Source organism: Vibrio sp. 947, from assembly GCF_033339115.1.
Lineage (GTDB): Bacteria > Pseudomonadota > Gammaproteobacteria > Enterobacterales > Vibrionaceae > Vibrio > Vibrio alginolyticus.
In genome coordinates this window covers 170,041-184,839 of record NZ_JAWOTX010000010.1, presented here as the reverse complement: position 1 = coordinate 184,839, position 14,799 = coordinate 170,041, and the positions used below count along the sequence as shown (strand labels likewise).

At 46.2% G+C, this 14,799-nt stretch carries 12 protein-coding genes; 2 read left to right on the top strand and 10 right to left on the bottom strand.

Annotated features, from left to right (window positions below):
- Nucleotides 1–116 precede the first annotated feature (116 nt).
- The 10 genes from betB to R7Q39_RS14845 all read right to left on the bottom strand — a co-directional run bounded on the left by betB (nt 117) and on the right by R7Q39_RS14845 (nt 12,929).
- Entirely contained in the window at nt 117–1,577 is a 1,461-nt protein-coding gene (gene betB, locus R7Q39_RS14890) for a betaine-aldehyde dehydrogenase (protein ID WP_258509930.1), read from the bottom strand.
- A gap of 18 nt (nt 1,578–1,595) precedes the next feature.
- Nucleotides 1,596–2,195, bottom strand: coding sequence for a transcriptional regulator BetI (gene betI, locus R7Q39_RS14885; protein WP_017820329.1), 600 nt, complete (start codon nt 2,193–2,195; stop codon nt 1,596–1,598).
- Between the two features lie 605 nt (nt 2,196–2,800).
- Nucleotides 2,801–4,822, bottom strand: a complete 2,022-nt coding sequence (locus tag R7Q39_RS14880) for a diguanylate cyclase (RefSeq protein WP_411978861.1) — start codon at nt 4,820–4,822, stop codon at nt 2,801–2,803.
- A 463-nt stretch (nt 4,823–5,285) separates the two neighbouring features.
- Complete coding sequence (locus R7Q39_RS14875) at nt 5,286–6,044, bottom strand: SDR family oxidoreductase (RefSeq protein WP_136977188.1); 759 nt, start codon at nt 6,042–6,044, stop codon at nt 5,286–5,288.
- 9 nt (nt 6,045–6,053) lie between these two features.
- On the bottom strand, nt 6,054–6,950 hold the full coding sequence (mmsB, locus tag R7Q39_RS14870; RefSeq protein WP_213971763.1) for a 3-hydroxyisobutyrate dehydrogenase: 897 nt from the start codon (nt 6,948–6,950) through the stop codon (nt 6,054–6,056).
- Nucleotides 6,951–6,969: 19 nt separating this feature from the next.
- Nucleotides 6,970–8,100 carry an enoyl-CoA hydratase/isomerase family protein gene (locus tag R7Q39_RS14865; RefSeq protein WP_318076410.1) on the bottom strand — a complete coding sequence of 377 codons (1,131 nt, stop codon included), beginning with the start codon at nt 8,098–8,100 and terminating at the stop codon, nt 6,970–6,972.
- Nucleotides 8,101–8,110: 10 nt separating this feature from the next.
- Nucleotides 8,111–8,887, bottom strand: a complete 777-nt coding sequence (locus tag R7Q39_RS14860; RefSeq protein WP_005382662.1) for an enoyl-CoA hydratase — start codon at nt 8,885–8,887, stop codon at nt 8,111–8,113.
- Nucleotides 8,888–8,936: 49 nt separating this feature from the next.
- Nucleotides 8,937–10,091, bottom strand: a complete 1,155-nt coding sequence (locus tag R7Q39_RS14855) for an acyl-CoA dehydrogenase family protein (RefSeq protein ID WP_006741037.1) — start codon at nt 10,089–10,091, stop codon at nt 8,937–8,939.
- A 95-nt stretch (nt 10,092–10,186) separates the two neighbouring features.
- Nucleotides 10,187–11,680 carry a CoA-acylating methylmalonate-semialdehyde dehydrogenase gene (locus R7Q39_RS14850; protein WP_238762588.1) on the bottom strand — a complete coding sequence of 498 codons (1,494 nt, stop codon included), beginning with the start codon at nt 11,678–11,680 and terminating at the stop codon, nt 10,187–10,189.
- A gap of 70 nt (nt 11,681–11,750) precedes the next feature.
- Nucleotides 11,751–12,929, bottom strand: a complete 1,179-nt coding sequence (locus R7Q39_RS14845; protein WP_318076409.1) for a thiolase family protein — start codon at nt 12,927–12,929, stop codon at nt 11,751–11,753.
- Nucleotides 12,930–13,138: 209 nt separating this feature from the next.
- Here R7Q39_RS14845 and R7Q39_RS14840 point away from each other — a divergent pair, with 209 nt between their 5' ends.
- Both R7Q39_RS14840 and R7Q39_RS14835 read left to right on the top strand, forming a co-directional pair.
- Nucleotides 13,139–13,525, top strand: a complete 387-nt coding sequence (locus R7Q39_RS14840) for a MerR family transcriptional regulator (protein WP_005373242.1) — start codon at nt 13,139–13,141, stop codon at nt 13,523–13,525.
- A 45-nt stretch (nt 13,526–13,570) separates the two neighbouring features.
- On the top strand, nt 13,571–14,740 hold the full coding sequence (locus R7Q39_RS14835; RefSeq protein ID WP_033906445.1) for an isovaleryl-CoA dehydrogenase: 1,170 nt from the start codon (nt 13,571–13,573) through the stop codon (nt 14,738–14,740).
- Nucleotides 14,741–14,799 lie beyond the last annotated feature (59 nt).

The window sequence follows — 14,799 nt, the reverse complement described above, 5'->3', positions numbered from 1 at the left end:
ATGCTTGAGAACAAGGCGGAAATTTTGATAAGTAGTTAACCTACAATCAAAATTGACAACATAGTTATCGAGCATTTTAACAAGCTAAAGTGGTCAGTTATCTACTATGAGTAGTATCATTTGTAAGGGCTTTCGAAGTCGCTTAGCTGAACCAGAACACTCTTCGTTTGTGTGTAATGTTTAAGGGTTTCGACTCCGTTTTCACGGCCAACACCTGATTGCTTGTAGCCGCCAACTGGCATTTCCGCAGGTGAGTCACCCCATGTGTTCACCCAACAAATACCCGCTTGAATTTGATGGATCACACGGTGCGCACGAGATAGGTTTTGAGTAAATACACCTGCCGCTAAGCCATAATCGGTGCCATTTGCACGCGCAATCACTTCCGACTCATCGCGGAATTTCAGAACTGACATTACCGGGCCAAAGATTTCTTGTTGAACGTGGCTCATGTCATCATCGCAATCGACAAATACGGTTGGAGCAACAAAGTTACCATTGGCTAGGCCATTGTCTGTTACTTTGTAGCCGCCAGTCAGTAACGTCGCGCCACTCGCTTTCGCGGCTTCAATCGCTCCTAAAACTTTCGATTCATGATCTTTAGAGATTAGCGCGCCAATCTGCGTGTTCTCATCAAGCGGATCGCCGACGACTAACAGCTCGGTTCGGGCTTTAAGTTGTGTGATAAAGTCGTCATAAATACCTTCATGGACAAATACGCGTGTACCGTGCGTACAAACTTCACCTTGGGTGTAGAAGTTCGCCACCATGGCCGCAGAAACGGCATCGTTTAACTTCGCATCATCAAAAATAATCAGTGGAGACTTACCACCAAGCTCCATCGTTACTTGTTTTAGTGTCTTAGCGCTGTCACTCATTACGACTTTACCGGTGCCTGACTCACCCGTGAATGACACTTTTGCGATATCAGGATGCGCCGTTAGCATCTGTCCTACTCGGTAATCCCCTTGCACGACATTAAATACGCCATCTGGCATGCCCGCTTCTGAATAAATTTCGGCGAGCTTAAGCGCCGTTAATGGTGTTTCTTCTGATGGCTTGAAGATCATTGCGTTGCCCGCAGCCAGTGCTGGCGCCGATTTCCACATCGCAATTTGAATTGGATAATTCCAAGCGCCAATACCCGCGCAAATGCCCAATGGCTCACGACGTGTATAGAAAAACTGATCGTCGCTGAGTGGCTGCTGTTCACCTTGTAGACTTGGAGCAAGGCCAGCGTAGTACTCAAGAACATCGGCACCTGTTGTGACATCAACCGCGATAGCTTCTTGAGTGGGCTTACCAGTATCTGCCACTTCCAATGCAGCCAGCTCGTCATTACGCTCACGTAAAATGGCAACGGCTTTGTGTAAAATACGGCTGCGCTCAATCGCAGTCATCGCCGACCATGCAGCAAAACCTTTTTTTGCCGATTCAATCGCTGCTTGAAGATCGTCTTGGTTCGCTTGTTTAATGTTGGCCAATGGCTCACCATTCGCCGGATTGTAAGTGGTGAAGTGTTCATCTGAACACCCGTCGTACATCGCACCATTGATATAGTGTGCTTTCATTTCCATTTTGAAGACCTGTAACTTTTATATTTTTTCAGAATAAAACGTAAGTTGTTTTTCGAGATAATCGTTGATGATGATTCTCGCTCTTTCTGCATCAATGCCTTGCGGGTTGAGCGTTCCGCGCAGCCAAATTCCATCAATAAGTGATGCAATACCATGAGCAACCAATTCAGCCTGCTCTGCATTTAATAATGCTTTGAGTTCTTTTCTTAGGTGGGACAATAGACGTCGTTCGTTGACACGCTGTAAACGCTTGAGCTGCTCGTCATGCATTGAGTACGACCAAAACGCCAGCCAAGTCTTAGCAACTTGGTTTTCTGCCTGATAGCCGACAAAGTTACCGTCAATGATTGCATTAATTCTTTGGTGATGAGCATCACTTGGCAGCTCACGTAACTTCTGTGTGATAGTGGACGAAAGCTGACGCAAGATTTCTCGCATCGTTTCCTCCAGCAATCCGTGCTTACCACCGAAATAGTGGTTGATAATCCCCGTTGATACACCGGCTTCTTTGCTGATTAACGAAATACTCGCCGCGTGTAAACCGACTCTATCAATCACTGACATTGTCGCTTTCACAAGCTGCGGTTTTCTGATTTCAGGCATCCCCACCTTTGGCATTTTGCGTCCCTGTTATTTTTAATTGAACGGTTAGTTAAATATAAAATGCCTGAAAATTAATTCGAACTCAAATTATTTTTAAAGAAAAATGTTAGTAAAAAAGGATGAAAAGTTGAGGGTGTACGAAAAATTGCTCGGCAAGAACTTGTCGGGATAACTAGATTTCAGTTTAAGAACAAACAAATAAGGTAAATAAAATCAAATAATTAACTATTAATCTATTTTTAAAGCGATTATGGACGAGTTGATTTTTGAACAACAAAAATCTGTGCCACAAAAAATTTATATCGACCACTAATCATTTCACCTGTACACGGTTTATTTGTACAAAGATTAGACACACTAGTTTGTTATAGTTTTGTAGACACAAGTGGCATTCGCACTTTGAAGGTGAAGAAGGCAAAGAGAGAGGTTATATTGAACGCCATGAATATGCGATTCGATATCCTTAAGCCATTTTTAAGTAATATCGCCAAGTGACTTTAAGATGTTAGATTCAGCGTTTTATATTCGAAGCAAGGATCTCAAAGTCACTTGGCTATCAAAGTAAATGGGAGGGATAAGTTCAGATTCATCGTGCGATGAGCCTGAACTCTTGATTTCTGTTACGCTAGCGAGCGACCTTTCACGCAGTTGCGTCCGTTCGCTTTCGCTTGATAAAGCAATTTATCGGCCTGATCGCAAAGTGATTTAAAACTCATCTCATTATCTTCAGTGGTAACGACTCCAAAACTACAGGTCACTCTCACTTCTCCTTTCTGTTCCGTAACAAAGCCATGTAGGGATAAAGCGCTACGTAAACGTTCTGCAGTAATAAGGGCGTTTTCATGGTCTGTATTGGGCATAACAACAACAAACTCTTCACCACCAAAACGAGCAACAATGTCGTTCTCACGTACAGTTTCCTCCAACACTTTGGCAACGCCCGTTAGTACGGTATCTCCAAACACATGCCCATAGGTATCATTTACCTGCTTGAAATAATCCACATCGATTAACGCTAAAGTTACTGGCCCCGATTGTGGTTTATTTGGCACCATTTTCTGTTTATCGAGTTTGCTATCTACCCATTTATTTAAAGCTAGATAACCGTACTTAACTTGCTCGACTTGCTCAAAAACAAAGTGTTGTATCTTTTCTTGCTTAGATTGAGGTACCGGTTTCTCTTTTCGCTCACGCCTCACTTCTACTGGCTTAGTGAACCAGTCCTCTAAAAAACGGCGATTGAACAACCCTGTCAATGTGTCTGTCTTTGCGAGGCGACGCATTCTCAAACGCGAGCGATTGACGACGAGAAATACTACCGCCATCAAAAATAGAACACCGATGAGCTCAAGTAGCGCTTCACCCAATAAGTAAAAAGTACGACGGTTATTTTCTAGCTCCATACGCTGCAAAACATTGTTCCAGTTGAGATCTTCGTTCTCATATTCAAGTCGTTCCAACTCAAATAACGTCTGCTGGCGCTCAAGATTTTCAACTTCTCTTTGATTGCTAAATTGGATAAATTTATCGTGATAGTTACCGTAAGTTTCGAATGCTAGTTTAAAGTCATTGCTTCCCGCATAGGCCATAGCGGCGACTTTTAGTAGCTCCATTTGCTGTTGCTTGACGTATCGACTCTCTATAATCTCCGGCAGCATTGGCGCGATCATCGCTAAAAGTATTTCAAATTGCTGCTGCTCTAACATATATTCGGCTTGTAACAACTTAAATGTTGCCAAATACGCGCTAGACGTTTCTCTGTACTGTAAATTCTCCGCCAGCTTCAAGTGGTTAACCATCTTCTTTTCTTGATTCGTCTCACGATATAAAGCTGCAAGTTCAAGGTTAACTCGAAATCTAAAGCGTCCATCACCGATAATTTGAGCCAGCTTTAACGCTCGCTGATATGACGCTATCGCCTCTTCGTATTGGAACTGTGCTTTATGAAGTTTCGCTATCGTCAAAACGCTCAACAACTCATTGAACGACATACGCCTATCCCTAAAATAGCGATATGCTTGTTCCAAAAGCGCCTCAGATCGGTCGTAACCCTGAATTTTGACAAGTACGTCACCTAGCTCTAGTGCTGCACGTTCGACCAGCCCGTGAACACCTGAAGATTCAGCCGCATCCATGGACGACATAAGTGCAGCATAAGATTTTTTAAACTCACCTTGCTCATCGTAATAGCGTCCTTTTAGCAACAGGATTTCTGATTCAAGTTGCTTATCACCATTCTCACGCGATGTTTCCAACAAGCTATCCAACGCAGAAAGCGCGGTATCGATATCGCTCTTTCCAACCATAGTTCGCATCTGAATCAACTTAAACAGGAGATACTCATGGCTCTGTGGACGCACAAGCTCCAATCCTTTTTGAACGACACTCTGACTCTCTTCTACGCGCCCTAGCAGCTCTAAAACCGTGGCCTTGGCAAGCCAGTAACGCACCAACAGCGCTGTTGGTTGGTTTTGTAGCAAAGACTCTTCTTCTAACGCTTCAATCAAAGCTAAAGAACTCTGAGGTAATGCGTAAATTTGATTTTCGATGCCTTCTAACGACTGTAAAAACTTACCTTCCTGTTCCACCTTTTCTGTGGAGGCCTGAACAGAAAAACACAGACACCCCAATAATAGCGGCATCGTCCTAAGCGAATGAAATAGTGACATTATTGCTCTTCCCTAATGGGTAGTTACTTCAGTGTAATTGAGAATTCTGATTATTTATTATTAAGACAACTGAAGGTTATTCAGTCAGCCTCATATTCCCATGTATTTTGCGCTGAATAATAAATCACCATCTTTAGATGCCGAAATAGTTTTCGGTCACAATACAACCAATGAGAGTGTTTTTTACACACCAAGAATAATGATCTCGTTAGTGAGACAAAAGATCGTCTTAGTTGTGAGTTGATACATTTACATGACAAGCAATATAGAACTAACCATTCACATTAGAAATAGAATCAATTTTTATACCGTTCGATGAGATAGCAGTCGACCATGCATCCAATACATTTTTCAGATAGAAGCAATAAAAGAAAGAAGAAAGTGGAAGGAAGCGGACAATCAAACTCGCTCCCCTTTTTTTATGTTGCAGAGGGGGTTACATTCGCATTCCGCCATCGACTTCGAACACTCGTCCGGTCACGAATTCGTTGGTTAACACGTATTTTATGGTCGATGCAATTTCATCCGCCAAACCTAAACGTCCAACCGGAATCATTCCGATTAAACGTTCCATCGCTTCAGGTTTTATTTGGTCTGTCATGGCAGTTTTGATGACACCCGGAGCAATGGCCACTGAGCGAATTCCGAAACGCCCTAACTCTTTCGCCCACACCGTTGCCATGGTGGCTACCGCCGCTTTAGATGCTGAATAGTTGGTTTGACCAATATTCCCGGCACGCGCAACGCTGGATATGTTGATCAGAACCCCTTTGCTATCGGTGTTCAGCATTACCTTGCTCGCTTCACGGCCACACAGGAAAGTGCCTGTTACATTCACATCTAGAACAGACTGAAATTGTTCCAGCGACATCGTGTTAACCTGACCATCTTTGACTTTAATGAACATACCATCACGCATAATACCTGCGTTATTGATAACGCCATTGAGCTGCTTGAAATCTGCCTCAATTTGCTCAAAAGCAGTGCACACCTGCTGTTCGTCAGTCACGTTCGTCACATAAAAACGAGCGGTAACGCCGAGAGATTCACATTCCGCTTTCGTTTCAGCCAGTTGCTCTGAATTGAGGTCGATAAGCGCAAGATGAACGCCATTTTCCGCCAGTGACAGTGCCATTTGTTTACCCAGCCCCTGCCCTGCCCCCGTGATCGCAATGACCTTATTTGCTAACTCCATAAGCGCTCCTTAGGCCTGATTTTGCTTTTGGTAGAACTCAAACAAGCTTGAAAAATCTTTTTGCCCGTTGCCCTGACCGTTGTGAAAATTAAACAGATTACGAGCCAAGCTGCCCATTGGCGTTGATGTTTGACAGGCAACCGCCGCTTCCATCGCAAGACCCAGATCTTTAGCCATTAACTGGCTCATAAAGCCGCCTTGATAACCATTGCTTGCAGGCGTATTTTCCATCACTCCTGGACAAGGGTTATAAAGCTCTAGCGCCCAGTTACGTCCTGAACTTTGCAACATGATGTCGGAAAGCACTTTGGGATCGAGTCCGTTTTCCATCCCTAAATTGAGTGCTTCACAGGTGCCGCTCATCAAAATGCCCAACATCATGTTATTGCAGATCTTCGCCACCTGACCAGCTCCAGCATCGCCTGCATGGAAGATGTTTTTACCCATGTGGCTAAGCACCGCTTTGGCTTGAACAAAGTTCTCTTGTGAGCCGCCAACAATGAAAGTTAACGTACCTGCTGCTGCGCCCGCAACGCCACCAGATACTGGTGCATCAACAAAACTGATACCAAGTTGCGATGCTTTTTCGCCAACCAAACGAGCAATCGCCGGATCGATGGTGGAAGAATCAATCAGCAAGGTACCTGATTCGACGCTATCTAAGATGCCATCTTGACCAAGATAAACGCTTTGAACGTGTTGGCTCGCTGGCAGCATAGTGACAACCACGTCAACACCTTGTACTGCCTGCTGAACGGAATCGGCACTTGAAGCGCCCAATGCGGTCAACTCCTCAACTGCGTTTGGGTTCAAATCAAATACTTCGACGTTCAAGCCCGCTTTGAGTAGATTCTTAGCCATAGGCGCACCCATGTTACCAAGGCCAATAAATGCAATTTTGTCCATATCGTATTTCTTCCTTGTACTAAAGTGCCGCTATAGCTACCGACGATGCGGTCAGTGGGTATTCTGCTGAGTCAATTGGCGAGAAGAAGCGCTCCAAAACTTGTGGCGTTACGTCAGAAACCGTGCGATGTTGCCAAGTCGGTTGATTGGTTTTATCAATAATCAGCGCACGAACCCCTTCTCTAAAATCACCTTCTAAGCCACAACGTAGTGTTAGGTTAAATTCCATATCAAAACACGCTTTCAAAGAGAGGTTTTGATACTGCGTTAACTGCTGATAAGTGATACTGAGCGACAGCGGACTGCCATAGTTCAGTGACTTCTGCGCATTGACGAACCACTTGTTATCAACGTTAGCACGGCTGATTGCATCAACAATTGACGCTAAGTCACCCGAACATAACTGCTCAATCAATTCCGCATAGGGCATCAACATCCCTTCGGTTGGCTCATCAACTTGTACCGAACGCAGCATAGTGGCGATTTTTTCATTAATGTTTGCTTCATCTTGCCAACTTACCGATGCCAGCAGATCCAGCAGCACTTGCTTGTTTTCTGGCTGTGTAATCCATTGGCTTAACCCCAACGCTTTCATATCTGTTGCGTTAATTTGACAAGCCGTCAAACTTAAGAACAGTGCCAAATGTTTTGACAACTGGTTTAGGAAGTACGTCGCGCCTACATCTGGGTAAAGTCCAATTTTAATCTCTGGCATTGCAAAGCGGGTGGTGGTTTCTGCTACGCGATGACTTGCGCCCATAAACAGGCCAACTCCCCCGCCCATCAAATAACCATGTCCCCACGCGATGATCGGTTTTGGATAAGTATGAATAAGATGATCACAGCGATATTCGAGGTCAAAGAAGGTTTCCATCGCTGAAAACGCAGAATCAAAATCTTGCTCTTTGTTTTCAAGTGCACGGTAGATCGCTTGAATATCGCCACCAGCACAAAACGCTTTTTCACCTTGAGCATGCAAGAATACCGCGACGACGCTGTCGTCCGTTTGCCATTCACTAAGCTGTTTGTACAACTTCTCAATCATCACGTAACTCAACGCGTTGAGAGCAGCTGGATTATCAAGCTCCAGCACACCAATAACAGAGCCATCAGCGCACTTAAGTTTTGAAACATTTACTGTACCTGTCATTTGGCCTCCGCTAGCTGTTTGTCCATTGTGGCTTGCGCTTTTGCAAAAACGCATTCACACCCTCAGTCTGATCTTGTGTATTGAACAGCTGTAAAAACAGTTCACGCTCCAAAACCAATCCAGCCGCATGAGTTTGGCTGCGTCGACCTTGAATGAGCGTTTTGCACGCAGACACAGATTTCGGTGATTGACCTGCAACACGCTGTGCTAGCTCCATAGCCGCTTCGAGTGCTTGACCTTTCGCCACCACCTCTTCGACTAACCCAATTTTTTCCGCTCGCTCGGCCGTCACACGCTCGCCACACAGGATCATACGCTTCGCCCAACCTTCACCTACCAACGCGGTCAGGTTTTGCGTCCCACCCGCACACGGCAACAAACCTACTGATGCTTCAGGAAGTGCCATTTGTACTTGTTCTTCTGCGATACGAATGTCACACGCCATCGCCACTTCCAGACCGCCGCCCATCGCATAGCCATTAATCGCTGCGATAGAAACCCCATCGAATGCAGAAAGCGCTTCAAACGCTTCACCAAATGCGAACGCCATGTCTGCTGCTTGTGATTTATCACCCGATGCAAAGTTATTAAGATCTGCTCCAGCAGAAAAGAATTTCTCGCCTTCGCCTGTTAAAACCAACGCATAAATAGAGCGATCATTGCTAAGTTCAATCGCCAACTCTTTTAGCTGATTCAAAGACTCAAGCGTCCAAGTGTTCGCTGGCGGATTACTAATCGTGAGCTTGGCAATATGCGCTTCGCGCTCTAGTTTGATTTGTGCCGTCATAATCTTTCAGTCCTTTTTAATTTCTTTAGGTAAGGCTGTGTCTCGCTGACTAAAGCAGCTCAACGCCTTCCGTTAGTAATCGTCTTGCGACGATCAGACGCATGATTTCGTTGGTACCTTCAAGGATTTGGTGAACACGAACGTCTCGGAAATGGCGCTCGACTGGATATTCTTTGATGTAGCCATAGCCACCGTGAATTTGCAGTGCCTGGTCACAGACCTTAAAGCCCACATCAGTAGCAAAGCGTTTTGCCATGGCACAGTACGCACTTTTTTCTGCGTGCTGGGCATCGAGTTTAGCGGCAGCGAGTCGCACCATTTGACGCGCAGCGACCAGCTCAGTCGCCATATCAGCAAGCTTGAACTGCAACGCTTGAAATTGCGCCAGTGAACGGCCGAACTGTTTGCGTTCGTTCATGTATTGCTTGGCTTCGTTCAGTGCTTGTTGCGCAGTACCGACGGAACACGTGGCGATATTGATTCGACCGCCATCCAGACCAAGCATGGCGAACTTAAAGCCTTCTCCCTCTTCACCCAACAGATAGTCAGCCGGAATGCGGACATTTTCGAAGGTAATCATGCGAGTTGGCTGGCAGTTCCAACCCATTTTGGCTTCTTTTTTACCGTAGCTAATGCCTTCGCAATCAGCAGGAACAACGAATGCAGAAACGCCACTCGCTCCTTCACCACAGGAACGCGCCATCACGACGAGAACATCTGTATCACCCGCACCCGAGATAAACACTTTTGCGCCATTGAGGACAAACTCATCACCATCACGCACTGCGCTAGTCGTTAGAGAAGCGGCGTCAGAGCCGGCATTAGGTTCGGTTAAACAGTAGGAAGCGAGCTTTTCACCCGAAATTAGATCCGCGCTAAACTGCTGCGCCACTTCGGCTTTGGCAAAGCTGGTGATCATCCACGTCGCCATGTTGTGAATGGTCATAAACGCAGTAGTCGCGGTACAACCCATAGCCAACTGCTCGAAAATGATCGCCGCATCCAAACGAGATAACCCCAAGCCACCGTGCTCTGGTGGCGTGTAGATACTCAAAAAGCCCAGCTCACCCGCCTGACGCAGTACATCTTTAGGGAAGTGATGGTTTTCATCCCACTCGGCCGCGTGCGGCGCTAACATTTGGTCTGCAAACTGCTTTGCTACTTCGGCAAACGCGAGTTGATCTTCGTTTAATTCAAAATCCATCTTGAAGTCCTAAGGTCTAATTCGTTGCATTTGTATCCGAGCCAAGCCCTCTAAAAGGATGAAGGGCTTGGCTAGAGGTGTCGCTAATCCAGTAATTAGCTAAGTTGAATAGTCATGTTTGGACCGCTTGGAATGTCATCTTCAAACCAACGCGCGGTGACAGTTTTCGTCTCGGTGTAGAAGCGAACCGCTTGTTTACCGTAAGCATGCAGGTCGCCGTAGAAGCTGCCTTTCCACCCAGTAAACGAAAAGAACGGCAATGGCACCGGAATCGGTACGTTGATTCCTACGTTACCTACTTCGATATTGTGTTGATACTTTCTCGCGGCAGCGCCGTTCGCCGTGAAAATAGACGTACCATTACCAAAGCGGTTTGCATTTACCAGTTCAATCGCTTCATCTAGGTCATCCACTTCCATAGTTAACAGTACAGGCCCGAAAATTTCTTCCTGATAAATCGACATGTCTGTGGTCACGTTGGTAAACAGTGTTGGCCCCACCCAGTTACCGTTCGGGAAGCCAGGTACTTGGCAGTCTGTCCCGTCCAGAACACAATTCGCGCCTGACGCTTTGCCTTCATTAATCAGATTCACCACTCGCTGCTTCGCTTGAGGGCTAATCAGTGGACCATAACCGGCGGTTTCATCATCCCACGCGCCAGGCTGAACCTGAGCTAACGCCTCTTTAAGCTCTGGAATCCATTCTTTGGTTTCGCCGACAAATACGGCAACCGAAATCGCCATACAGCGTTGGCCTGCAGCACCAACTGACGCGCCAACTAGGTTATTGATGACTTGCTGTTTGTTTGCATCCGGCATGATGACCATGTGGTTCTTAGCACCTGCAAATGACTGCACGCGTTTCAGGTTGTCTGTACCTGTTTTGTAGATGTACTCACCAACGGGCACAGAGCCAACAAAAGAGATCGCACGAACAACTGGATCAGTCAGAATGCGGTCGACTTGCTCTTTGGTACCGTGAACAACTTGCAATACGCCTTTTGGTGCGCCAGCTTGTTCAAACAGCTCCGCCAGTTTCATTGCCGTTAGTGGCACTTGCTCTGACGGCTTCAAAATAAAGGTGTTGCCACAAGCGATCGCCATCGGGAACATCCACAATGGGATCATCGCAGGGAAGTTAAACGGTGTGATGCCAGCACAAACACCGAGCGGTTGAATGTAAGAGTAACCATCAATATTGGTCGCGACGTTTTCCACCGTTTCGCCCATCATTGAGCTACAAATGTTTGCAGCTTGCTCTACCACTTCAATTCCGCGCCAAATGTCACCCTTTGCATCCGCGAGGGTTTTGCCTGTCTCACTTGAAAGCAGTATCGCCAACTCATCGTGTTGCTCTTTTAACAGATGTTGGTAGCGCAACATCAATCTAGCACGCTCCGGCGCTGCAACTTCTTTCCAGCGTTTGAACGTTTCTGTTGCGCTGGCAATCGCCGCATTCATTTCCGATTCCGTGGCACAAGGTACTTGTGCAATCACTTCGTTGGTTGCCGGGTTGGTTACATCTAGCCATTGTTTTGAATCGGAGATGGCAAATTCACCACCGATATACTGCTTTACTTGTTCTGTCATGATGACATCCTTGTATTTTTCAGCTTGTTACTGACTACTGTTATGTAAGTGAAACTTTGTTGAGAGTGATTTAGCAGATTTCAATCGCGATAGCGGTAGCTTCGCCGCCGCCAATACAAAGCGATGCAACGCCACGCTTACCACCAGTTTGTTTTAGCGCATGAATCAAAGTGACAAGGATTCGATTGCCACTTGCGCCTATTGGATGCCCCAGCGCACAAGCCCCTCCGCGAGGGTTCATTTTGCTCTCGTCCAGTTCGAGTGCTTTCACCGCGTATTGAGTCACGACAGCAAAAGCTTCATTGATTTCCCAAAGGTCCACGTCTGATTTGTCCCAGCCCGTTTTTTCCAGCAGCGATTCAATCGCGAAGACTGGTGCGATGGTGAACTCATCAGGCTGTCTTGCATGCGTGCTGTACGCGACAATTTTGGCTAGAGGCTGAAGGTTTTCCTGACGACCAAACTCACTATCGACTAAGATCATTGCCGACGCACCATCCGAAATGGAACTAGAGTTTGCTGCGGTTACGCCGCCATCTTTGGCAAACGCAGGGCGTAAGGTAGGAATTTTAGTGACGTCGAGTTTGCTCGGTTGCTCATCATCTACAACCAAGGTTTCGCCGCGCCGACTTTTTACGTTAACAGGCACGATCTCTTCTTTGAACAAACCTTGCTCGATTGCTTGCTGCGCACGAGTCACCGACTGCTGCGCCCAGGCATCCATACTTTCACGGCTGAACTGATACTTTTGCGCCGTCTGTTCTGCAAAGACACCCATCAGCTCGCCTTGGTAGGCATCCTGCAACCCGTCATAAAACATGTGATCAAGCACTTGCTCGTGACCTAAACGGAAACCATCACGCGCTTTCTTTAATAGATAAGGAGAAGACGACATGTTTTCCATGCCACCAGCGATGACAGCATGCGCATTACCAGATTGAATAAGGTCATATGCCAGCATCACGGTTTTCATACCCGATCCACAAACTTTGTTCAGTGTCGTACAACCAATCGATTGTGGCATTTCAGCTTTAAGGCTTGCTTGTCTTGCCGGCGCTTGCCCCACACCGGCGGGTAAAACGCACCCCATCAACACTTCGTCTATTTTGTGCACATCGAGTTGGCTTTCGGCTAGCGCCCCTTGAATGGCTTTCGCACCGAGTTCCGTGACATCTGTTGAAGCTAATGCACCTTGAAAAGAGCCGATAGGCGTTCGCTTAGCGGCAACAATCCATGTTTCATTTTTCATTCCATTAACCTTTTGTTGACGTTTACGTCATAACTATACTAACATTTACGTTAACGTCAAGTTTGAGGTTATTGTTTGTTCGAGTGATTCTTTGATTTCGAGTAAATGCGAGTGATATCAAGGCTCAAGAGTGAATGTTGTTTGTTTACTTTAACGTTAACGAATTGTATATTCATGTAAATGTTATACGAAAGTCGTAAGGTTAAGGAATGAACACATTTAAGATCAGCGAGCTCGCGAAAGAGTTCGACATTACTACTCGAAGCATTCGCTTCTACGAAGATTTAGGTCTCCTAACTCCAGAACGTAAAGGCAACACTCGAATCTACAATGGTCGTGATCGAATTAGACTAAAACTGATTTTGCGAGGTAAGCGATTGGGCTTTTCTCTTGCAGATATCAAAGAGTTATTTGAACTCTACGATACCGATCAAAGTACTGAGCAGTTGAACTATATGATTCGGTTGATCGAAGAGAAGAAGGCAGCATTGCAACAGCAAGCAAACGACATTCAAGCGGTAATGATGGAGTTAAATGCTGCGCAGTTGCGATGCCAAAACACACTGAGATCCATGAAAGGCGAAAAAGTCACCTAACACCTCAACTCTGGGATGTAGGTGACGTAAAGGCAAGGACACGCAATGAAATCTACCTACTCTTCCCTGAACTTTGTTTATGACGAAAATACCGATTTGCTTCGCGAGCAAATCAATAGTTTTGCTGCAAGAGAAATTGCGCCGCTAGCGCAATCTATCGACCAAACTAACGACTTTCCAAACCATCTTTGGTCCAAATTAGGTGACATGGGTCTTTTAGGTGTGACCACCAGCGAACAGTTTGGTGGTGCAGGCATGGGCTATCTCGCCCACGTTATCGCTATGGAAGAAATCAGCCGAGCATCCGCTTCGGTTGCGTTAAGTTACGGCGCTCACTCCAACCTTTGCGTCAACCAAATCCACCGTAACGGCACACAAGCGCAAAAAGAGAAATACCTACCTAAGCTCATCTCCGGTGAACATATCGGCGCCCTTGCAATGAGTGAACCCGGCGCCGGCTCTGATGTGGTCTCTATGCAGCTTAAAGCCGAACGTAAAGGCGATATTTTCCTGCTAAACGGCAACAAAATGTGGATCACAAACGGCCCTGATGCACACACCTATGTTGTCTACGCAAAAACCGACCCAAGCCAGCACTCCAAAGGCATCACGGCATTTATTGTGGAACGCGGATTCCCTGGATTTACTCAAGCACAAAAACTCGACAAGTTGGGTATGCGCGGCTCGAATACGTGTGAGCTGGTCTTCCAAAACTGCGAAGTCCCTGCGGAAAATATTCTCGGCGAAGAAAACCAAGGCGTGAAAGTATTGATGAGCGGCCTCGACTACGAACGTGTGGTGCTTGCAGGCGGCCCACTTGGCATCATGCAGGCGTGTATGGATATCGTTGTGCCTTACATTCACGACCGTAAACAGTTCGGTAAATCCATCGGTGAATTCCAGCTAGTTCAAGCAAAAATCGCGGATATGTACACACAAATGAATGCCGCTAAAGCGTATGTTTACGCCGTCGCTGCCGCTTGTGATCGCGGTGAAACCACACGTAAAGATTCTGCTGGCGCGATCCTCTACAGCGCAGAGCTGGCAACCAAGATGGCACTGGATGCGATTCAACTACTTGGCGGTAACGGCTACATCAACGAGTTTGATACGGGCCGTTTGTTGCGAGATGCCAAGCTGTATGAAATCGGTGCGGGCACTTCAGAAATTCGCCGCATGCTTATTGGTCGCGAATTGTTTAACGAAAGCGCCTAATCATCATACCTAGGCGGTTCGAACTCGAAACAACTTCCTTATTCAATCTAAATCTTATT

Excerpts from the sequence above, each read along its gene's own strand:
- betB (WP_258509930.1), bottom strand. The coding sequence starts at position 1,577 with ATGGAAATGAAAGCACACTATATCAATGGTGCGATGTACGACGGGTGT.
- betI (WP_017820329.1), bottom strand. The coding sequence starts at position 2,195 with ATGCCAAAGGTGGGGATGCCTGAAATCAGAAAACCGCAGCTTGTGAAA.
- R7Q39_RS14880 (WP_411978861.1), bottom strand. The coding sequence starts at position 4,822 with ATGCCGCTATTATTGGGGTGTCTGTGTTTTTCTGTTCAGGCCTCCACA.
- R7Q39_RS14875 (WP_136977188.1), bottom strand. The coding sequence starts at position 6,044 with ATGGAGTTAGCAAATAAGGTCATTGCGATCACGGGGGCAGGGCAGGGG.
- mmsB (WP_213971763.1), bottom strand. The coding sequence starts at position 6,950 with ATGGACAAAATTGCATTTATTGGCCTTGGTAACATGGGTGCGCCTATG.
- R7Q39_RS14865 (WP_318076410.1), bottom strand. The coding sequence starts at position 8,100 with ATGACAGGTACAGTAAATGTTTCAAAACTTAAGTGCGCTGATGGCTCT.
- R7Q39_RS14860 (WP_005382662.1), bottom strand. The coding sequence starts at position 8,887 with ATGACGGCACAAATCAAACTAGAGCGCGAAGCGCATATTGCCAAGCTC.
- R7Q39_RS14855 (WP_006741037.1), bottom strand. The coding sequence starts at position 10,091 with ATGGATTTTGAATTAAACGAAGATCAACTCGCGTTTGCCGAAGTAGCA.
- R7Q39_RS14850 (WP_238762588.1), bottom strand. The coding sequence starts at position 11,680 with ATGACAGAACAAGTAAAGCAGTATATCGGTGGTGAATTTGCCATCTCC.
- R7Q39_RS14845 (WP_318076409.1), bottom strand. The coding sequence starts at position 12,929 with ATGAAAAATGAAACATGGATTGTTGCCGCTAAGCGAACGCCTATCGGC.
- R7Q39_RS14840 (WP_005373242.1), top strand. The coding sequence starts at position 13,139 with ATGAACACATTTAAGATCAGCGAGCTCGCGAAAGAGTTCGACATTACT.
- R7Q39_RS14835 (WP_033906445.1), top strand. The coding sequence starts at position 13,571 with ATGAAATCTACCTACTCTTCCCTGAACTTTGTTTATGACGAAAATACC.